This is a genomic window from Segatella maculosa OT 289 (assembly GCF_000243015.1).
Taxonomy (GTDB): Bacteria; Bacteroidota; Bacteroidia; order Bacteroidales; family Bacteroidaceae; genus Prevotella; species Prevotella maculosa.
Genome location: NZ_JH594500.1, coordinates 90,455 through 111,709, shown reverse-complemented (window position 1 = coordinate 111,709; position 21,255 = coordinate 90,455). Strand labels below are relative to the sequence as shown.

The following is a 21,255-nucleotide window of genomic DNA, read 5'->3' as shown; positions in this document are numbered from 1 at the left end:
TATCAGAACATTATGAATTTTGTGTTGACAGCAGTATGTGTTCTTGGAGCTATCGCATTGGTTGCAGCCATTGTGTTGTATGTGGTTTCCAAGAAGTTTGCTGTGGAGGAAGACCCTCGCATTGGTGAGGTAACAGCACTTCTGCCCGGTGCGAACTGCGGTGGCTGTGGTTTTGCCGGTTGTTCGGGCATGGCCGGAGCATTGGTTTGTGGTGCAGACAAAGGTTCTATTGAGGGGTTGGTCTGTCCTGTCGGAGGTGAGGAGGTGATGAAGCAGGTTGCTGATGCTTTGGGTATTACAGTTGCAATAGCAGAAGCGATGGTTGCTGTTGTGCGTTGTAATGGTAGTTGTGCGCATCGTCCGCGTATTGCTGCTTATGATGGTTTGCATACTTGTGCCGCCATGCATGCCACAGGTGCAGGTGAGACCAGTTGTGGTTTTGGTTGTTTAGGTTGTGGTGATTGTGTGGAAGCCTGTCTGTTTGATGCTATCCATATCAATGAGGAAACCGGACTTCCTGAGGTTGATGAGGATAAATGTACCAGTTGCGGTGCATGTGTAAAGGCTTGCCCTCGCCATATCATTGAACTTAGAAAGAAGGGGCCTAAAGGTCGCCGTGTTTATGTGCAATGTGTCAATATGGACAAGGGAGCTGTGGCGAAGAAGGCCTGCGAGGTAGCTTGTATCGGTTGTGGGAAATGTGAGAAAGTTTGCAAGTTTGAAGCGATTACGATAGAAAACAATCTAAGTTATATCGACTATAATAAATGTCGTCTGTGTACGAAATGTGTAGACGAATGCCCGACAGGTGCTATCCTGAAAATTAATTTCCCGTTGAAGAAGATGGTGAACACAGAAGTTGTGGCGCAAGAAAGCGAGGTGAAAGCATGAAGTTATTTACATTCAGAATAGGTGGTGTGCACCCACAGGAACATAAGCTGACAGCTGATATTCCTACAAAAGAAGCGGCTTTACCCAAGGCTGCAGTATTTCCTTTGGGGCAACATATTGGAGCACCGGCAAGGCCGGTCGTAAAGCGGGGAGATAAGGTAAAGGTAGGTACATTGATAGCTGAGGCAAATGGTTTTGTGAGTGCTCCTATCTACAGTTCCGTATCGGGAACAGTAGCAAAGATAGATACATCGATTGATGCAACAGGTTATCGTCAGCCTGTCATTATCATTAATGTAGAAGGCGATGAGTGGGAAGAAGGGATTGATAGAAGTAGTGAGTTGGAAAGTATGGAAGCACATCCCGAACTGACAGCCGAAGAAATTATCGAACGAATAAAGATTGCAGGCATTACGGGAATGGGAGGTGCAAGTTTTCCTACTTTTATCAAATTGTGCCCTCCTCCAACTGCCAAGGCAGAATGTATTATTGTCAATGCAGTTGAATGCGAACCTTATATCACGGCAGACTATCGGCTTATGATGGAGCATGCGGCAGAGGTATTGGTCGGCTTAAAGTTATTGATGAAGGCAGCAAAAGTGGAAAAAGGCTATATCGGTATAGAAGAAAACAAGCCGAAAGCCATTCAGTTGCTGACCGAATTAACAGTAGAAGATTCACAGATTACTATTGTTCCGTTGGCGATGAAGTATCCCCAAGGTGGTGAGAAGCAGTTAGTTGATGCAGTGATAGGAAGGCAGGTCCCAGCCCCACCGGCTATACCTGTTAATGTTGGAGCTATCGTTCAGAACGTAGGTACGGTGTTTGCCGTTTATCAAGCTGTAATGAAACACAAGCCTTTGTTTGAGCGATATACGACTGTTACGGGCGAGCATATCAAACAGCCGGGTAATTTCTTGGTAAGAATGGGAACACCTTTCAAGGACTTGATAGCAGCATGTGGAGGACTTCCTGATGGGGACAATAAAGTGTTGGCAGGTGGTCCGATGATGGGAAAATCGGTGATTAGCTTAGAAGTTCCTGTAACTAAAGGCACCAATTCCATTACTGTTCTGACAGATGCCGATGCACATCGCAAGCCTATTGAACCTTGCATTCGTTGCGGTAAGTGTGTGGAAGTGTGTCCGATGGGACTTGAACCCTATTTGTTAGCAACGCTTTCAGCATTCAAACACTATGAACGTTTGGAGCATGAAGATGTTGTTTCATGTATTTCGTGTGGTTCTTGCCAGTTTACTTGCCCTTCACATCGTCCTATACTTGATAATATCTTGCAAGGAAAAGGTGTGGTCATGGGGCGTATTAAGGCGAGGAATCAAAAATAATTGATGATTAAGATAATAATGGGGAATTTAATTGTTTCTTTAAGTCCGCATGCGCATGGAACTGAAAGCGTTGAGAAGAACATGTTTGGTGTCGTCATTGCGCTTTTGCCTGCAGTGCTGATTTCTCTTTTCTATTTCGGATTGGGAAGTGCAGTCGTATTGTTAAGTAGTGTGGCTGCATGTATGTTTCTTGAATGGGCCATTTCCATGTATATACTGAAACGTCGACCTACGCTCTCTGACGGTTCAGCCATAGTGACAGGATTGCTTTTGGGCATGAATCTACCGAGTAATCTGCCGGTATGGATTATATTGATAGGTGCCTTGATGGCTATTGGTGTAGGGAAGATGAGTTTTGGTGGGCTGGGTAATAATCCCTTTAATCCAGCTTTAGTGGGGCGATGTATTTTGTTGGTGAGCTTTCCGGCGCAAATGACTTCATGGCCTGTTGCTGGTCAGATGAGTAGTTATTTAGATGCAGAGACAGGTGCCACGCCACTTAGTGTGATGAAAGCGGCTATTAAGACCGGTAACTCAAACTTGCTAACAACGCTTCCTGATACTTTCCACATGTTATTGGGCAATAATCCCTTGGGTGGAGCCGGTACAATCGGCGAGGTTTGTGCCATTGCTTTGTTGTTAGGCTTTATTTATCTGTTGTGGAAAAAAGTCATTACATGGCATATTCCTGTGACTATCATTACAACAGTGTTTGTTTTCAGCGGTTTGCTCCATTTGGCAAGTCCGGTATATGCAAATCCGTTTGTCGTAATATTGAGTGGTGGCATCATGTTGGGTGCAATCTTTATGGCAACCGACTACGTGACCTCCCCAATGACCCATAAAGGGCAAATCATCTATGGTATTGCCATTGGTTTCTTGACTATTGTCATTCGCAACTGGGGCAGTTATCCTGAGGGAATGAGTTTTGCGATTTTGATTATGAATGCCTTTACACCGCTTATCAATCTCTACACGAAGCCAAAGAGATTTGGTGAAAAGGTAAATCGATAAACATTTAAAAGAATAAGAAAGATGCAGAAAATCAAATCATCTTTACCCAATATGGTGGGTGTGCTGGTAGGTTTTTCATTGCTGATAGGTGTAATCTTGGCTTCTGTTAACCAAATAACTGAAGGACCTATCAAGATAAAACAGGAGCAGACACTTGCTGCAGGCATCAAAACAGTTATGCAATGTCAGCAGATAAGTGTGGCGGCACCACTTGAAGTAACAGATACCATAGACGGAAAGCTTTCTTCTTTCGTAATTCATGCTTGTGCTGGTGCAACGGGAGAGAGATTGGGAGCTGCTGTCGAAAGTTCTACAAATGCTTTTGGTGGCGAATTGAAAGTGTTAGTCGGTTTTGATACAAATGGGCATATTTTGGGATACACCATATTGGCCAGTTCAGAGACTCCGGGACTGGGAGCAAAGGTTGATCAATGGTTTCAAAAAGACGGAAAGGGAAACATCATTGGCAAAAATCCAAAAGGAGGCTCGCTTGCTGTCAGTAAAGATGGTGGTGACGTAGATGCCATTACGGCCTCAACCATTACAAGTCGGGCTTTTCTGAAGGCAATTAATCAAGCCTACCGGGCTTATATGAAAATAGATTGGGCGCATGAAAAAGTTTGTTTTGAGCCGACGAATCAGTAGAACAAGAAAAACGAAGACGATGAGCAATATTAAAATATTATTGAATGGATTGATTAAGGAAAATCCAATCTTTGTGCTGTTCCTTGGAATGTGTCCTACACTTGCTACAACAACAAGTGCAATCAACGGTTTGTCCATGGGACTTGCTACAATGACAGTGCTAATATGTACGAATTTCGTGATTTCATGTATCAAGAAAGTTACACCCGACATGGTTAGGATTCCCGTTTTCATCGTTGTGATAGCGGCTTTCGTAACGATATTGCAGATGTTTATGAGCGCCTATGCGCCTGACTCAGTCAATAAGGCATTGGGTATTTATATCCCTTTGATTGTCGTGAACTGCATCATATTGGGTCGTGCAGAGAGTTTTGCCTGCAAGAACACTCCTTTGACCAGCATTTTTGATGCCATAGGAATTGGTTTAGGCTTCACTTTAGGGCTCACTTTGTTGGGCAGCGTCAGAGAATTGCTGGGTTCCGGAAGCCTTTTCGGTCTGCGTATGCTTCCCGAAACAACCAATATTCTGTTATTTGTTCTGCCACCGGGTGCATTTCTTACACTTGGATATCTCGTAGCAATCTTTAATAAAATCAGAACCTCTAAGTAATTTGAATGATGGAATACCTATTGATATTCGTTTCGGCAATCTTTGTCAACAACATTGTCTTGTCACAGTTCTTGGGCATCTGTCCATTTCTCGGGGTATCTAAAAAGATAGATACTGCTATAGGAATGGGAGGTGCGCTGGCTTTTGTCTTGACTTTGGCTACCATTATTACATGGCTCATTCAGAAATATGTGCTTGATGCGTTGGGTCTCGAATACTTACAGACGTTGGCGTTTATTCTTGTCATTGCAGCTTTGGTTCAGATGGTTGAAATCATCTTGAAGAAAGTTTCTCCTTCACTCTATCAAGCCTTGGGAATCTTTCTTCCTTTGATTACAACAAACTGTTGTGTGCTGGGCGTAGCCATCCTTGTCATCCAAAAAGACTACACATTGTTGCAAAGTATTGTCTATGCTTTCTCTACGGCACTAGGCTTTGCGCTTTCTTTAGTGCTGTTTGCCGGACTTCGTGAGCAGCAGGAATTGGTCAATATCCCGAAAGGTATGCGAGGAATGAGCATCGTTCTTGTTACGGCTTCACTACTTGCTTTGGCCTTCATGGGGTTCAGTGGCCTTGAGAGCGGATTGCGAGTTTTGTTTGGATTGGGCTAAAAATAATAAATATTTACTACAATGGTATATGATTTTTCGTTTAATTTATGTACCTTTGTTGCAATATAAACATAAACAATTGCTATGAAACAGACAATACTTGTTACGGGCGGCACAGGCTTTATCGGTTCGCATACGGCCGTGGAGTTGATAGAAGCAGGCTATGAGGTGGTTATTATTGACGACCTGAGTAACTCAAAACTAGAAGTGCTCGACGGCATTGAGCAGATAACGGGCACCAGACCTGCCTTTGAGAAGGTCGACCTACGGGACAAAACAGCTACCGAAAACGTTTTTAAGAAGTATCCAAAGATTGAAGGTATCATTCATTTTGCTGCTTCCAAGGCAGTCGGAGAGAGCGTCCAAAAGCCTTTACTCTACTATCGTAACAACATTGTTTCATTGATTAACCTGTTGGAATTGATGCCGAAATATAACGTAAAGGGCTTCATCTTCTCTTCAAGTTGCACGGTTTATGGACAGCCGAAACCCGAGAATTTGCCCGTAACAGAGGAGGCACCGCATCAAAAGGCTACCTCCCCATACGGCAACACCAAGGAAATCAACGAGCAAATCATCTATGATTACATTCACAGCGGAGCCGATATCAAGAGCATCGTCCTGCGCTATTTCAACCCAATCGGGGCGCATCCGTCTGCCTTGATCGGTGAGTTGCCCAACGGCGTGCCTGCAAATCTCATTCCTTTTGTCACGCAAACGGCCATGGGTATTCGCAAGGAACTCACTATTTTCGGCAATGATTACAACACACCCGATGGTACTTGTATCCGCGATTACATCTATGTGGTCGACTTGGCAAAGGCACATGTGGCTGCCATGCGGCGCGTATTGGACGAGAAAACCGACCGTATCGAATACTTTAATATAGGAACCGGACACGGAAATACAACCAAGGAAATTGTCGAAACATTTGAAGAAGCGACGGGAGTTAAGGTGAACTGGAAGTACGGTCCACGCCGCGAAGGCGACATAGAAAAGATATGGGGCGACTGTACCAAGGCCAACAACGTACTCGGTTGGAAGGCTGAAACACCCTTGAAAGACGTACTTGCCAGTGCATGGAAATGGCAAAAGAAACTACGTGAAGACGGTATCATGTAACAAAAACAAGGAAAACAATCCTGTCTGCAACGATCTTAGACAGTGATTTCGTTTCTCCTGCGGTTCGAGTCTGCGATGAATAGTCGCAGACTTTTTTGGTTAAATAACATTAAACATTGGCTTCTGCGAGACCGTAAGCACGCGTGTGCCGATAAATATTCATACCTTTGCACGCGCTGTCACGTGTTGGCAGCATTAATTCAAACCTAATTAAAATTTTAAGAAATGGCAACAAAAATCAGATTGCAGCGTGGCGGCCGTAAAGGCTATGCTTTTTATGGTATCGTAATCGCTGACGTTAGAGCACCACGTGATGGTAAATTTACTGAGAAGATTGGTACTTACAATCCAAATACCAATCCTGCTACCGTAGATTTGAATTTCGACCGCGCCCTCTATTGGGTGGAAACCGGTGCACAACCCACTGACACTGTCCGCAACATTCTCAAGAGTGAAGGCGTTTACATGATGAAACACCTCCGTGGAGGTGTTAAAAAGGGTGCTTTCGATGAGGCTACTGCACAGAAAAAGTTCGATGCTTGGAAGGAAAACAAGCTGAAAGGCTTTGAGGCTATCCGCGAGAAGGATGCGAAAACAAAGAAGGATGCCGAGAAAGCTGAGCTCGAAGCAGAGAAGAAGATGAATGAAGCTATCGCCAAAAAGGTAGCTGACAAGAAGGCTGCTGAAGCCGTTGAAAAGGCTGAAGCAGAGGCAGCAAAGCATGCTGAAGAGACGGAACAACAACCAGAAGAGGCCGCTCCAGTTGCTGAAGCAGAGGCTCCCGTAGCTGAAGTAGAAACTCCGGCAGCTGAAACAGAGACTCCGGCAGAAGCATAACACTTTTTTAACGGAATAAAGAAAAGGGGCGAACAGCGTGTTCGTCCCTTTTTTAGTGACTTTATCCATTCGGTCGTGCCGGTTTATGGCTGAGATAGAAATGTAGGGATACACGATTCGTGCGTTCACTCAAGATGAATTGAAAGTATCCTTGGCCTTTAAATTTCTTGAAAAAACTCAGAAAAGTTTACAATATCATTTCTCTTTGTTTTTCAATAAGGCGAGGTAATGGGGCGATTTGGATTGTTCTGTCATGCAAAATGGGGCATATTGGCATACAAGATGGGCCATCTTAGCGTGCGAAATGCCCCATTTCGCGATGCAATATGGCCTGAATTGAAAAAGATTTCGCCCCGTTCATCGTCTCGTTCGCAAGGTGATATGAAAAAGGGAAAGCATGATGACGCTTTCCCCTGATGCAAATTTACGAAATATTGCAGGCGAATGCAAATCTATTATGAAAGATATTGACAAACAAAAAGGCTTTCTTCAGCCGCAAGGAAAGCGGTGTATAAGAGACGGAACTGGGAGATGCGGAAGGCATACCACTTATTTCCTCTGTTCATTCTCACCTGTTTTTAGAAGTAATTTGCTCTTTGAAAGTTTCTTAAAATCAGAAGACAGCCTCTTATTTTAATATAAATTAGTTGCCGTTATGGCTGTCTCTTGCCGATTTGTTGTAATTTTGCGTTCATAAAATTATAATTGAAACAAATAAATTATGGCTGAAACGTTAGACATTCGTGAACTGAATATGATGATAGAGCAGCAAAGTGGTTTCGTGACCAACCTTGTTGCGGGTATGGATCAAGTGATTGTCGGCCAGAAACATCTGGTAGATTCGCTGCTCATTTCGCTGTTAAGCGATGGTCATGTCCTATTGGAAGGCGTGCCTGGATTGGCAAAAACACTGGCCATTAAAACGCTTTCGCAACTGATAGAAGCCAATTTCAGCAGGATACAGTTCACACCTGACTTGCTTCCTGCCGATGTTATCGGTACGCAAATCTATTCGCAGAAAGACGAAAGCTTCCATGTGAAGAAGGGACCTGTGTTTGCTAACTTCGTATTGGCAGACGAAATCAACCGCGCCCCGGCCAAAGTGCAAAGTGCTTTGCTTGAGGCAATGCAGGAACATCAGGTGACTATCGGTGAAAAGACATTCTCTTTGCCGAGTCCTTTCCTTGTCATGGCAACACAAAACCCTATAGAACAAGAGGGAACCTATCAGCTGCCCGAGGCTCAAGTGGACCGTTTCATGCTGAAAGTCGTGATAGATTACCCCACGCTTGAAGAGGAAAAGCTGATTATCAAGGAGAACATTGCTGGCTGTTTCCCCACGGTCAAGCCTGTGACGAGCGCAACCGAAATCATGAAAGCCCGCGAGGTGGTCAGTCAGGTTTACATCGACGAGAAGATAGCACAGTATATTGCCGACATTGTCTTCGCCAGTCGTTACCCCGAACGTTACGGGTTGGGCGAGCTGAAAGACCTGATAACCTACGGCGGAAGCCCGCGTGCAAGCATCAATTTGGCCAAGGCGGCCCGTGCATATGCCTTCATCAAACACAGAGGATATGTGGTTCCAGAAGACGTGCGCGCTGTGGTTCACGACGTGATGCGCCATCGTATCGGCCTGTCCTACGAGGCTGAGGCCAGCAATGTCAGTGCAGAGGAAATCGTATCTAAGATAGTTAATAAGGTAGAAGTGCCTTGATGGATACATCAGAAATCATAAAAAAGGTCAGGAAGATAGAGATCAAGGCGCGTGGCTTGAGTCAGAATATCTTTGCGGGGCAGTACCATTCGGCCTTTAAGGGGCGTGGAATGGCTTTCAGTGAAGTGAGAGAATACCAATATGGTGACGATGTCCGCGATATAGACTGGAATGTCACGGCTCGCTTTCATCGCCCCTATGTGAAGGTGTTTGAGGAAGAACGTGAACTGACGGTGATGCTGTTGGTGGACGTCAGCGGCTCGCTTGACTTCGGAACTGTGCGCCAGACCAAGCGCGAAATGGTGACCGAGATTGCTGCAACGCTGGCTTTCAGTGCCATTCAGAATAACGATAAGATCGGAGTTATCTTCTTTTCAGATCGGATAGAGAAGTATATCCCGCCCAAAAAGGGCCGTCGTCACATCCTTTATATCATTCGTGAACTGTTGGATTTCAAGCCCGCGAGTGTCCGGACGGACGTCGGTATGGCTGTGTCTTACCTTACGCGCATGATGAAGCGGCGCACAACGGCCTTCCTCTTGAGCGACTTCTACACGCGTGACGACTTCACAAAGGCTATGCAAATAGCCAATTCGAAACATGACATGGTGGCCATTCAGGTCTATGACCCACGTGCGAAGATGCTGCCGGATATCGGATTGATGAAGGTTCTTGATGCCGAAACAGGACATGAGATGATTATCGACACCGGTTCGGCTAAGTTGCGGCAGGCTCATACCCGCTATTGGGTGGAGCGCGAAGACCGACTTCATACACTGTTTGCCAAGAGTAAGGTCGATTGGACTTCGGTGGCTACCAATGAAAACTTTACGAAAGCACTGATGCTGCTGTTTAAGAAAAGAGCATAAATGAGATTTTTAAGGAATATAATCATTGCGGTTGGAATAATGTTCTCGGCTGTAGGCCGGGCACAACAGGTGCAAGTGGAACAAACTATCGACTCCATTGCCATTCTGATTGGGCAGCAAGCTCGCATGACCTTGGCTGTGACGGCCCGTCATGACGCAAAGATTGTTTGGCCACGTTTCAAGCCTTCACAGTTTTTAGTGCCCGGTGTTGAGGTCGTAGAGCAGCACGACGGAGAGGTAACTGAAGTCGATGGCATGACAAAGGTCAGCCATGTTTACACGTTAACCAGCTTTGATGAAAAGCTTTATGCCATTCCTGCACTGACCGTAAAGGTGGACGGACGGACGTTTAAAGGCTCGCAATTGGCTTTGAAAGTGCTTACCGTTCCGGTCGATACGCTGCATCCCAATCAGTTTTTCCCGCCAAAAGATGTCCAAGACAATCCTTTCTTGTGGAGTGAATGGCGCATGGTGTTTTGGTTGAGCATTGTCGTTGTGATGCTTTGTCTGCTGACTGGCTATTTATATGTGCGTTTGAAAAAGAACAAACCCATCATTACACGTATCAGGATAGTCAGACATGTGCCTGCACATCAAAAGGCGTTGCATGAAATAGAGGAGATCAAGGCTTCGCATATGGCAAACTCTGAAAATCAAAAGGAATATTATACAAGGCTTACCGACACCTTGCGAAAGTACATCGAAGAGCGTTTCGGCTTCAATGCCATGGAGATGACCAGCAATGAAATCATTTGTCGGTTGAGAGAAACCGGTGACCAAAAGGGCATTGATGAACTACATGAACTCTTTGAAACAGCCGATTTGGTGAAGTTTGCCAAGCATAATGCACTCATCAATGAGAACGATTTGAACCTTGTCAATGCAGCCAAGTTCATCGACGAGACCAAGACTGCAACGAAAGAAGTGGAAGAACGTATCGTCCCGAAGTTGAGTGAAGACGAAGAAAAGACGCGCAAGAACCGCGTAACGCTCAAGACCTTGATTTATACCTCAGTGGTCTTGGTGATTGTTTTGGTCGCTTATATTGTTTATCAACTGTCACAATTGTTAGGTTAAGCATCATGGAATTTGCAAATAAAGAGTATTTCATCTTATTGATATTGCTGATACCCTACATTTTGTGGTATTTCCTTTATCGCAACAAGCGTGAGCCTACGATGCTGATGAGCGACACTTTTGCCTATCGCCATGCACCGAAGAGTTGGAAAATGAGATTGATCGATTTGCCGATGGGGTTGCGTTGCATCGCATTTGTGCTGATTGTCATCGTTATGGCTCGTCCCCAGACCCACAACTCTTGGGACAATAAGCAGGTAGAGGGCATCGATATCATGTTGGCAATGGACGTCTCAACCTCGATGTTGGCTGAAGATTTGAAGCCTAACAGATTGGAAGCAGCCAAGAACGTGGCTTCGGAATTCATCGCTGATCGGCCCAATGACAATATAGGATTGACCATTTTTGCCGGCGAGGCCTTTACCCAATGCCCGATGACTACTGACCATGCGTCGCTGATAAACCTGTTGCAGAGCGTAAGAACCGATATAGCTGCCCGCGGATTGATTTCCGATGGCACAGCTGTCGGCATGGGATTGGCAAATGCCGTGAGCCGTTTGAAAGATTCAAAAGCCAAGAGCAAGGTTGTCATCTTGTTGACTGACGGTAGTAATAACATGGGAGATATTTCGCCGATGACGAGTGCACAGATAGCACGTAGCATGGGTATCCGCGTCTATACGATTGGTGTCGGGACGAACAAGGTGGCACCTTATCCGATGCCGGTAGCCGGAGGAACGCAATATGTGAATATTCCCGTGGAGATAGACAGCAAGACCTTGAGTGCTATTGCTGCCACGACAGAGGGTAATTTCTATCGGGCAACGAATAACAGGGAACTGAAACAGATTTATAAAGATATCGATCAGCTCGAAAAGAGTAAGATGGACGTGAAGAAATTCTCAAAACGCTATGAGGCTTATCAACCATTTGCGATTGCAGCACTCTTGATTTTATTGTTGGAAGTTATCCTTCGGACGACTGTTTTGAGAAGAATTCCTTAAAAGAAAAGGCATGTTAAGATTTGAAGATCCTGCATATTTGTGGCTGTTGCTCATCATTCCCGTTTTAGCAATGATGAGATTTGCGGTGTGGCGGCAGCGGAAAAAGAAACTGCGGAAGTTTGGTGACCCGGTCCTGCTGAAGGAGATGATGCCCGATGTTTCGGCATATCGTCCAACAATAAAGTTTTGGTTACTTCTGACGGCCATCGCTGTTTTAGTGTTAATAATTGCACGTCCACAGGCAGGAACAAAGATTTCGCATGATAAGCGGAATGGCATCGAGGCTATCATAACCTTGGATATCAGTAATTCGATGTTGGCCGAAGACGTTGTACCATCAAGATTGGAAAAGAGCAAACTGCTCGTCGAAAACCTTGTAGACCACTTCACGAATGACAAAGTAGGGCTTGTGGTATTCGCCGGTGATGCTTTCGTACAGCTACCGATAACAAGTGACTACGTGTCGGCCAAGATGTTCTTGCAGAATATCAACCCTTCTCTGATAGCCACACAGGGAACCGATCTTGCACGTGCAATCACATTGAGTCAGAACAGCTTTACGCAACAGGATAATGTAGGCAAGGCCATCATTGTCATCACCGATGGCGAGGACCATGAAGGCGGTGCTTTGGAGGCGGCTCAGGCTGCCCATAAGAAAGGAATCAATGTCTTTATCTTGGGAATTGGCGACCCTAAAGGTTCACCGATACCCGATGGTGAGGGTGGTTACATGAAAGATAACAGCGGACAAACCGTGATGTCTGCGCTGAATGAGCAAATGTGCCGTCAGATTGCACAGGCCGGTAGCGGTACATATATCCATGTTGACAACACGAATGAGGCACAGGAGAAACTGAATGCGGAACTGTCTAAATTGCAAAGTGGGACAACTGACGTTGTCATCTATAGTGAATACAGTGAGCAATTTCAGGCTTTTGGTATTATTTTGCTGTTGCTGTTGGTGGCAGAAGTCATGTTGCTGGAATCAAAGAACCCGCTGTTGAAGAATGTAAGATTGTTTAAGAGAAAGCGATATGACAAATCCGTTGTTCTGCTATTGGTCTGCATGTTGGGCGGAACGGTGCATGCGCAGACCGACAGACAGTATATTAGAAACGGAAATAAACTGTTTCGCGATCAGAATTTCATCAAGGCAGAAGTGGAATACCGTAAGGCCGTATCGAAAAAGCCGGATAATCCGCAGGCACTTTACAATCTTGGAACGGCCCTGTTGATGCAACAGAAGGATTCCTCTGCAACGGATATGCTGCAAAGGGCAGGAAAGTTGGAAACGAATAAAATTCGTAAGTCGCAGAGTTATCACAATATAGGGTATATCTGCCAGCGTCATCAAATGTATGCAGAGGCCATTCAAGCCTATAAAGAAGCCTTGCGCAACAATCCAATGGATAATGAGACGCGCTATAACCTTGCTTTGTGCAAGAAACTATTGAAGAATAACCCACAGAACAAGAAACAACAGAAGCAGAAGGACAAGAAAGACAAGAATAACAAAGATAATAAAGACAAAAAGGATAAGCAACAAGATCAGAAGAAGCAGGATAAAAATGAACAGCAAAAGCCGAAAGACCGCATGAGTAAAGACAATGCTGAACAGTTACTCAATGCTGCCATACAGAATGAGAAAGCAACACAGCAGCGTATATCAAAGGCCATGCAACAGCGTGGCAGTCGTAGATTGCAGAAAAATTGGTAAGTAGTAGAGGTTGCTATGAGTAGACATATCAAGTATTTCATATTATTTTGGATTGCCGTTATCTGTAGTGGTGACGCTTTTGCACAGCGTATAACGGTGGAAGTTCCTGCAAAAGTGGCTGCCGGAGAGAATTTCCGGTTGTCCTATATGGTCAATACGCAGGACGTAGAAGACTTCCGAGCTGGTAATATTCCGGCCGGTATCGAAGTCATAGCCGGCCCTTATACGTCGCAGCAGTCGAGCTATCAGATGGTAAACGGGCATACGAAGTCCTCTTCATCAATCACGTTCACTTACACATTGTATGCATCAAAGCAAGGCACATACACAATTCCCGCAGCACATGCAGTTATCAATGGGCGAAAAGTTGTCTCACGGACAGCACAGGTAACGGTGGTGGGGCACGCTCGTAAGGGAAATACCGGCGGACAAGGCGAAGACGATGTGCAACTCCGTTCAGCCGGCTCAGGAATCTCCGGTAATGATTTGTTTATTCGCGTGAGTGCAAATAAAAAGCGTGTGCATGAACAAGAGCCCGTTTTGCTGACCTATAAAGTTTATACATTGGTGGAACTGACCCAACTAAAGGGTGATATGCCCGATTTGACAGGGTTTCATACGCAGGAAGTAAAGCTTCCGCAGCAAAAAAGTTTCCATATTGAGCGTATCAATGGTCGTGCTTATCGGTGTGTCACATGGAGCCAGTATGTCATGTATCCACAGATGACGGGGAAACTGACGATTCCGAGCATCACGTTCAAAGGAATTGTCGTGCAGCAAAACAGGAATGTCGACCCGTTCGAGGCATTTTTTAACGGAGGCTCGGGCTATGTGGAAGTGAGTAAAGACATTAAGGCACCGGGGTTGACCATTCAAGTAGACCCGTTGCCCCACCGTCCTGCGGACTTCTCGGGTGGTGTGGGGTCGTTTAACATATCGGCTCAAATCAATAAAACTGAAGTGAAAGCGGGAGAACCATTAAATTTGCGGGTCGTGATTGGCGGAGTGGGCAATCTCAAGCTCATCAAGCAACCCGAAGTGGGCTTTCCGAAGGATTTTGATAAGTATGATGCCAAGGTAACAGACAAAACCCGACTGACAGTCAATGGGGTCGAAGGGAACATGGTCTATGATTTTCTGGCCGTTCCACAGAACCAAGGAGCGTATACCATACCGGCAATAACGTTCACCTATTATGATACGGCCGTACAAGGATATAAAACGGTCAAGACGCAGCCTTTCCATATTAAGGTAAACAAAGGCGATGGCAAACGAAACAATGAGGGCGACTACGCTTTGGAAGACAAAGATATCCATGGCTTGATAAAAGGTGATGCCGATTTGCGTCCTGTTGGAGAATACTTCTTTGGCTCCATAGGTTATTTTATCTCTTTGTTGTTGCCTTTGTTAGTTTTTGTTTTCTTGTTGATTGTGTTCAGAAAGCGGGCTGTAGAGATGGCCGATATCGTGAAGCAACGAGGCAAACGGGCCAATAAAGTTGCAAGCAAACGACTTCGGCAGGCTGCAAAACTCATGCAAGCCGGTAAAGCTGACGAGTTTTATGATGAAGTATTACGCGCATTATGGGGCTATGTGGGCGATAAACTCAATATGCCTGTAGAACAACTCTCGCGTGAAAATATTGCTGACAAGCTGACTTTACATGATGTCAATGCCCACACGGTCAATAAATTCATAGAGGCTTTGGATGAATGCGAATTCGAACGCTATGCTCCGGGGGACATTGCAGGAAACATGAACAAGACCTTTAATTCTGCAGTCACTGCAATTACAGAGATAGAGCGTATTTTCAAGAAAAGAAAACATTGATATTGAAAGATAAGATGAAACGTTATATAACCCCAATATTACTACTGTTTGCATGCTTGTCGTTTGCGGTTCCCGTTGAAGCCCTGACAAAGGCAGAAGCAGACAAAGCCTATCGGGAGAGGAATTATCAGCAGGCAATAACAGATTATGAACATCTTCTGAAAGCGGGGGAGAGTGCTTCTCTCTATTATAATTTGGGGAATGCTTATTTTCGAACGGATAATGTGACGAAGGCTATCCTGAATTATGAAAGAGCATTGCTACTTGACCCGGGAAATCGAGACATTAGGTTCAACTTGCAGTTTGCAAAGAGCAAGACAATCGATAAATTTGCCGATGCCGACGAGATGTTTTTTGTGACATGGTATAGAGAAATCGTGAACTTCATGAGTGTTGACGGTTGGGCTGTTACCAGTATTTTTACCATTATTCTTGCGCTTTTGGGATTCTTGGTCTATCTCTTTATTGATGCCGTCATGTTGAAGAAAGTCGGCTTCTTTGCCTCATTGACTTGTTTGGTATTGTTTGTTCTGAGTATCGTTTTTGCTTGGCAACAAGAAAACGCCTTGGAAAATCGAACCGGAGCTGTCATCGTTGCGCCTACGGTGTATGTCAGGAAAACACCGAGCAAAGCCAAAACCGAGTCGGATGAGTTTGTTATTCATGAGGGAACTAAGGTGGAAATGATAGACAAGAGCATGAAAGGTTGGCGAGAAATTCGTTTGCCTGACGGTCGGGAAGGTTGGATACCGGTTAGCAGTTTAGAGGAAATTTAACGGAAGGATTCATCTCTTGGACATAACGAACCTTATAGAATTAGACCGACGCATATTGTTTGCAGTCAATGGTTGCGACAATCTGATGCTGAATGGTATGATGGCAACACTTACAAGTGGTTGGTTCTGGATACCATTGTATTTGTCATTGTTCTATATTGTCATCAAGAATAATGAAACGATGGGGCAAATCGTGCTTGCCGTTTCTGGTTGTTTGTTGGCCGTTGTCTTGGCCGGCGGGGTAGACAACCTACTGGTAAAGCCATGGATTGCTCGTTTGAGGCCTTGTAATAATCCGGAAATCAAGTACCTTATAAATACGATTGTTTGGGTCGGTAAGGAACAATATAGCTTTTTCTCGGCCCATGCTGCCAATACTTTTGCCATTGCAACGTTTTTCTCCTGTTTGGTGAGAAGCCGGTCCTTGAATATAGCACTCTTCCTGTGGGCATTTACGAACGGCTTTACCCGTATTTATCTCGGTGTACATTATCCGTCAGATGTTTTAGTCGGAACTTTGTGGGGCATCATCTGTGGTTTAGTTGCCTATACCGGCTATCATTATATTTATTTTAGAAGTAATCCACATGTGGATTATGTTTCCGGCCAATTCACTTCGACAGGATATAATCGTTCAGATGCTGATGTGGTTGTGGCGGTCTTGACTTTATTGATGATATGTGCTTGTATTGCAGGCACCTTTGTGCATCTCTGATGAAGAATAACAGAAAGAATGGATACGAAACATATTAAAACCGGCGATTATGATTATGCGCTGCCTGATGAACGGATAGCTAAATTCCCCTTGGCAAGGCGCGACCATAGCAAGTTGTTAATCTATGAGCACGGTAAGGTATATGAGGATATTTTCTATAACTTGCCTGATCATCTGCCGAAGCACGCGTTAATGGTGTTCAACAACACGCGTGTCATACAGGCACGTATGCATTTTCGTAAAGAGACGGGGGCACTCATCGAGGTATTCTTGATGGAGCCTGCCGCCCCAACGGACTATGAACAGATGTTCCAAACCAAAGGGAAGTGCTCGTGGCTATGTATGATTGGCAATCTGAAGAAATGGAAAGAAGGTGCGTTGAAGCATGAATTTGCAATTAAAGGTGAGCCTCTTACGCTTTCTGTGACTATGAATCGTGAGAAGAGCGTACATCATGCGACGGGAACAAACTATCGGGTAGACTTCACTTGGGACAACACGAACATCAGCTTTGCAGAGATTCTGGAAGCCGTGGGTGAGTTGCCCATCCCTCCTTACCTGAATCGTGAGACGCAGGAAAGTGACAAGATCACCTATCAGACAGTCTATAGTAAGATAAAAGGTAGTGTTGCGGCACCAACGGCCGGACTTCATTTCACGGATGAAGTGCTGAAAGCCATTGATAATCGTGCTATAGAACGTGAAGAGGTGACATTGCATGTTGGTGCAGGCACATTCAAGCCGGTCAAAAGTAAAGAGATCGAGGGGCATGAGATGCATACCGAATATGTTGTGGTGCATCGGCATACGTTGGAGAGCCTACTTAAGCATGACTGCAAGGCTATTGCTGTCGGGACCACGAGCGTAAGAACCTTGGAGAGTCTTTATTATATCGGGGTAAAATTAGCCTCCAATCCTGATGCTACAGAAGAAGAACTGCATGTGAACCAATGGGAACCCTATGAAGACGAAAGAGAGGGGAAGACGGTAAAGTACATCATGCCTACCGAGGCCATTCAGAATATCATCGATTGGCTTGACCGTTCGGGCACGGAAGTCCTGCATGGCAGTACACAGATTATCATTGCACCGGGCTACGAATACAAGATTGTCAAGATGTTGATAACGAATTTCCATCAGCCGCAAAGCACGTTGTTACTCTTGGTGAGTGCTTTCGTGAATGGTGATTGGAAGAAAATCTATGACTATGCCCTGCATAACGGTTTCCGCTTCTTGAGTTATGGCGACAGTTCGTTGTTAATTCCATAGTCTGTCCCATATTCCTACAAACAACGAAATTGAAAAGAGATATGAAGAAAGGTGACAAAGTAAGATTTCTCAGTGAGACCGGCGGGGGAAAGGTTGTCGGTTTCCAAGGAAAAGATATTGTGCTCGTAGAAGATGAAGACGGCTTTGAAATTCCGTTCCCTATAAATGATGTTGTCGTTGTGGGTAATGAAGATTATACAACGTCGAAACTTGTTCAGGCAAAGGCCGTCGCTGTAGAACAGAAGCAGGGCAATGCTATCAGCCAAGACAACCGAAGCATCAAGTCGTTGATGCGCGAAGGACAGGACGAGATGGCTAATGCTTTTGACGGTCGGTATGACGTAATTGACGATACGAAGGCAGTCTCCTACAAAGCCCCGATCGAGGAACGTAAGGGAGGCAATACGCTTTCTGCCTATATCGCCTTTGTGCCTATCGATATCAAGGAAGTCACGTCTACCCGCTTTGAAACTTATTTCGTCAACGACAGTAATTATTACAAGCAATTCAGCTATCTCGCAGCAGAAGGAAATAGTTGGAAACTGAAATATCAAGGCGAGGCAGAACCGAACACAAAGCTCTATATCGAGGAATTCGGGCGCGAAACATTGAACGACTTGACGCATATTGCCATTCAGTTGATTGCTTATAAGCGAGAGAAGAGCTTTATATTGAAGCCAAGCATTGCTGTGCAGTTCCGTCTCGACCCCGTGAAGTTCTACAAACTGCACACGTTTCAGGACAATCCATTCTTCGAGTCGCCCGCTCTTTTGCATGATATTATCGTGAACGATGTCCCGGTCAAGCCTTTGGTTGTAGATGCCAAGGAGTTGAAGCATGAAATGTATGCCGGTGCGGCGCAAAAGATTGCAGTGCAAGCGCAAGCCGACGGTTATGTCAGGCGTTATGAAAACAGGCAGAAGAAAGGCCATCCATTTCAGGCGAAGCATCGGAATGACGATATCGTCGTCATTGATTTGCATGCCGATGCCCTGCTTGACACGACGGCTGGCATGAGTTCCTTGGACATTCTCAACTATCAGCTGACGAAATTCCGCGAAGTCCTTGCCGAACATGAAGGCAAGAAAGGGCAGAAGCTCGTCTTCATTCACGGCAAGGGCGGGGGCGTTCTGCGTAATGCCATCGTGAACGAACTGCGTTATAAATACAAGAAATACACCTACCAAGACGCTTCATTCCAAGAATACGGGTATGGCGCGACACAGGTTACAATCCGATAAACTATGAGCTACGGTTTTATCAAGGTGGCGAGTGCCATACCTTCAGTGCGAGTGGGCGACGTAAAGTTCAACACCCTGCAGATAGAGAACCTCATTGTACAGGCAGAGGGAAAGGGCGTCGAGGTTCTTGTGTTCCCAGAATTGGCCATCACGGGCTACACGTGTCAAGACCTCTTCCGCCAATCCCTATTATTGGACGAAGCCGACACGGCTATGATGGTGTTGCTTGATTTCACACGCAAGCTGAATATCATTTCGATTATCGGAGCGCCCGTTGTGGTGGGCAATCTGTTGCTGAACTGTGCGGTCGTCATTCAGCAGGGAGAGATTCTCGGTATCGTACCCAAGACCTATCTGCCCAACTATAACGAGTTCTACGAGAAGCGATGGTTCGCTTCGTCGCAGGACCTGCGGCCTACCGAAATCCGATATGCGGGCCACAAGTTGCAGGTCTCTGCCGCCCCAAAGGTTTTCGTGACATCACAAGGCGTGAAGTTCGGCATTGAAATCTGCGAAGACGTTTGGGCACCTACCCCACCAAGCAACCACTTGGCCTTGTCGGGTGCCGACATTATCTTTAACCTTTCAGCCACCGACGAACTGGTGGGCAAGCACAGCTACCTCAAAAGCCTGCTTTCCCAGCAGAGTGCGCGTACGCTGTCGGGCTACGTCTACAGCAGTTGTGGCTTTGGAGAAAGTACGCAAGACGTGGTCTATGGCGGTAATGCATTGGTATATGAGAACGGCACGCTGCTTGCCGAGGGCGAACGCTTCTCGTTGACGCCGCAGTTGGTCACGGCACAAATCGACGTGGAACGCCTCCGTGTCGAGCGTCGCTACAATACGACTTTTGTCAACGCACAGCGAAACGACATGCCGACTGTTGAAACGACCGATTGCCACGGCATCGACGAGAAAGCTGACTTCAAGTTGGAGCGCACTTTCGACCCGCTTCCGTTCATTCCGCACACCGACAACATGGCCGAGGCTTGCGAAGAAATATTCAGCATTCAGGTGATGGGACTTGCCAAGCGCTTGGCGCACACCGCATGCAAGCACGTAGTCGTGGGCATCAGCGGCGGACTGGACTCTACGCTGGCACTATTGGTTTGCATTCGCACGTTTGACAAGTTACAGATAGACCGAAAGGGAATCCTCGGCGTAACGATGCCGGGGTTCGGAACCACCGACCGAACCTATCGCAATGCCATGCGCCTGATGGAGGAAACGGGTATCACCATTCGCGAAATCAATATCGCCAAGAGCGTCGCCCTGCATTTCGAAGACATCGGGCACGACATGGCTGTCCACGACGTGACCTATGAGAACGCGCAGGCTCGAGAACGTACGCAAATTCTGATGGACATCGCCAACCAAGCGGGCGGCATGGTCATCGGCACGGGCGACCTTTCCGAACTTGCCCTCGGCTGGGCCACCTACAACGGCGACCACATGAGTATGTACGCCGTCAACGCAAGCGTTCCCAAAACGCTCATCAAGCATCTCGTGACCCATATTGTGAAGACGTTGCCACGTCCGTTGGCCGACATTCTTGCCGACATCGTCGACACGCCTATCAGTCCCGAGTTGATACCGGCCGACGCAGACGGCAATATCCAGCAAAAAACCGAAGACCTCGTCGGTCCTTACGAACTGCACGACTTCTTTCTCTATTATTTCCTGCGCTTCGGCTTCCGTCCCCGCAAGCTGCGCCTCTTGGCCTGCTCGGCCTTTGCCGGCCGCTACGACGAGACTACAATCACGAAGTGGCTCGTCACCTTCTGCCGCCGCTTCTTCAGTCAGCAGTTCAAGCGCAGCTGCCTGCCCGACGGCCCAAAAGTGGGAAGCATCAGCCTCAGCCCGCGTGGCGATTGGCGTATGCCGAGCGATGCCGCCGCCGAGTTGTGGGTAAAGGAAGCCTCGGAAACATAAATACTCACGGGAAGCCCACCCCCAGAAAGCCC

General features: G+C 46.1%; 19 protein-coding genes. All 19 read left to right on the top strand.

Annotated elements, in window-relative coordinates; genetic code table 11:
• The first annotated feature begins 12 nt into the window (after positions 1-12).
• The 19 genes from HMPREF9944_RS00370 (at position 13) to HMPREF9944_RS00275 (ending at position 21,223) form a co-directional block, all read left to right on the top strand.
• Positions 13-891 carry a Fe-S cluster domain-containing protein gene (locus HMPREF9944_RS00370; RefSeq protein ID WP_008563658.1) on the top strand — a complete coding sequence of 293 codons (879 nt, stop codon included), beginning with the start codon at positions 13-15 and terminating at the stop codon, positions 889-891.
• Complete coding sequence (rsxC, locus tag HMPREF9944_RS00365) at positions 888-2,237, top strand: electron transport complex subunit RsxC (RefSeq protein WP_008563657.1); 1,350 nt, start codon at positions 888-890, stop codon at positions 2,235-2,237. Before HMPREF9944_RS00370 ends, rsxC begins: the two co-directional genes overlap by 4 nt.
• A gap of 18 nt (positions 2,238-2,255) precedes the next feature.
• On the top strand, positions 2,256-3,251 hold the full coding sequence (locus HMPREF9944_RS00360) for an RnfABCDGE type electron transport complex subunit D (protein WP_044113205.1): 996 nt from the start codon (positions 2,256-2,258) through the stop codon (positions 3,249-3,251).
• 21 nt (positions 3,252-3,272) lie between these two features.
• The gene (locus tag HMPREF9944_RS00355) at positions 3,273-3,896 is read left to right on the top strand and encodes an RnfABCDGE type electron transport complex subunit G (protein ID WP_008563655.1); all 624 of its coding nucleotides are present in this window, start codon (positions 3,273-3,275) and stop codon (positions 3,894-3,896) included.
• Between the two features lie 19 nt (positions 3,897-3,915).
• Complete coding sequence (rsxE, locus tag HMPREF9944_RS00350) at positions 3,916-4,506, top strand: electron transport complex subunit RsxE (RefSeq protein WP_008563654.1); 591 nt, start codon at positions 3,916-3,918, stop codon at positions 4,504-4,506.
• 8 nt (positions 4,507-4,514) lie between these two features.
• Positions 4,515-5,117 (top strand): electron transport complex subunit RsxA, encoded by a 603-nt coding sequence (gene rsxA, locus HMPREF9944_RS00345; protein WP_044113101.1) that lies wholly within the window; start codon positions 4,515-4,517, stop codon positions 5,115-5,117.
• A gap of 84 nt (positions 5,118-5,201) precedes the next feature.
• Positions 5,202-6,239 carry a UDP-glucose 4-epimerase GalE gene (galE, locus tag HMPREF9944_RS00340; protein ID WP_008563651.1) on the top strand — a complete coding sequence of 346 codons (1,038 nt, stop codon included), beginning with the start codon at positions 5,202-5,204 and terminating at the stop codon, positions 6,237-6,239.
• Positions 6,240-6,464: 225 nt separating this feature from the next.
• Positions 6,465-7,076, top strand: coding sequence for a 30S ribosomal protein S16 (locus tag HMPREF9944_RS00335; RefSeq protein ID WP_008563649.1), 612 nt, complete (start codon positions 6,465-6,467; stop codon positions 7,074-7,076).
• Positions 7,077-7,797: 721 nt separating this feature from the next.
• The gene (locus HMPREF9944_RS00325; protein WP_008563646.1) at positions 7,798-8,793 is read left to right on the top strand and encodes an AAA family ATPase; all 996 of its coding nucleotides are present in this window, start codon (positions 7,798-7,800) and stop codon (positions 8,791-8,793) included.
• Positions 8,793-9,662 carry a DUF58 domain-containing protein gene (locus HMPREF9944_RS00320; RefSeq protein WP_008563645.1) on the top strand — a complete coding sequence of 290 codons (870 nt, stop codon included), beginning with the start codon at positions 8,793-8,795 and terminating at the stop codon, positions 9,660-9,662. The genes HMPREF9944_RS00325 and HMPREF9944_RS00320 overlap by 1 nt, the downstream gene beginning before the upstream one ends.
• Complete coding sequence (locus HMPREF9944_RS00315) at positions 9,663-10,739, top strand: hypothetical protein (protein WP_008563644.1); 1,077 nt, start codon at positions 9,663-9,665, stop codon at positions 10,737-10,739.
• Positions 10,740-10,744: 5 nt separating this feature from the next.
• Positions 10,745-11,743, top strand: a complete 999-nt coding sequence (locus HMPREF9944_RS00310) for a vWA domain-containing protein (protein ID WP_008563643.1) — start codon at positions 10,745-10,747, stop codon at positions 11,741-11,743.
• Between the two features lie 10 nt (positions 11,744-11,753).
• Positions 11,754-13,460, top strand: coding sequence for a VWA domain-containing protein (locus HMPREF9944_RS00305; protein ID WP_008563642.1), 1,707 nt, complete (start codon positions 11,754-11,756; stop codon positions 13,458-13,460).
• Positions 13,461-13,475: 15 nt separating this feature from the next.
• Positions 13,476-15,290 carry a BatD family protein gene (locus tag HMPREF9944_RS00300; RefSeq protein ID WP_008563641.1) on the top strand — a complete coding sequence of 605 codons (1,815 nt, stop codon included), beginning with the start codon at positions 13,476-13,478 and terminating at the stop codon, positions 15,288-15,290.
• 14 nt (positions 15,291-15,304) lie between these two features.
• Complete coding sequence (locus HMPREF9944_RS00295; protein WP_008563640.1) at positions 15,305-16,066, top strand: tetratricopeptide repeat protein; 762 nt, start codon at positions 15,305-15,307, stop codon at positions 16,064-16,066.
• Between the two features lie 16 nt (positions 16,067-16,082).
• Entirely contained in the window at positions 16,083-16,781 is a 699-nt protein-coding gene (locus HMPREF9944_RS00290; protein WP_044113100.1) for a phosphatase PAP2 family protein, read from the top strand.
• Positions 16,782-16,799: 18 nt separating this feature from the next.
• Positions 16,800-18,050 (top strand): S-adenosylmethionine:tRNA ribosyltransferase-isomerase, encoded by a 1,251-nt coding sequence (locus tag HMPREF9944_RS00285; RefSeq protein WP_008563637.1) that lies wholly within the window; start codon positions 16,800-16,802, stop codon positions 18,048-18,050.
• Positions 18,051-18,091: 41 nt separating this feature from the next.
• A complete protein-coding gene (locus HMPREF9944_RS00280; protein WP_008563634.1) occupies positions 18,092-19,291 on the top strand; it encodes a DUF2027 domain-containing protein in 1,200 nt (399 codons plus the stop codon).
• A 3-nt stretch (positions 19,292-19,294) separates the two neighbouring features.
• Positions 19,295-21,223: an NAD(+) synthase gene (locus HMPREF9944_RS00275; protein ID WP_008563632.1), complete on the top strand. Its 1,929-nt coding sequence runs from the start codon at positions 19,295-19,297 to the stop codon at positions 21,221-21,223.
• Positions 21,224-21,255 lie beyond the last annotated feature (32 nt).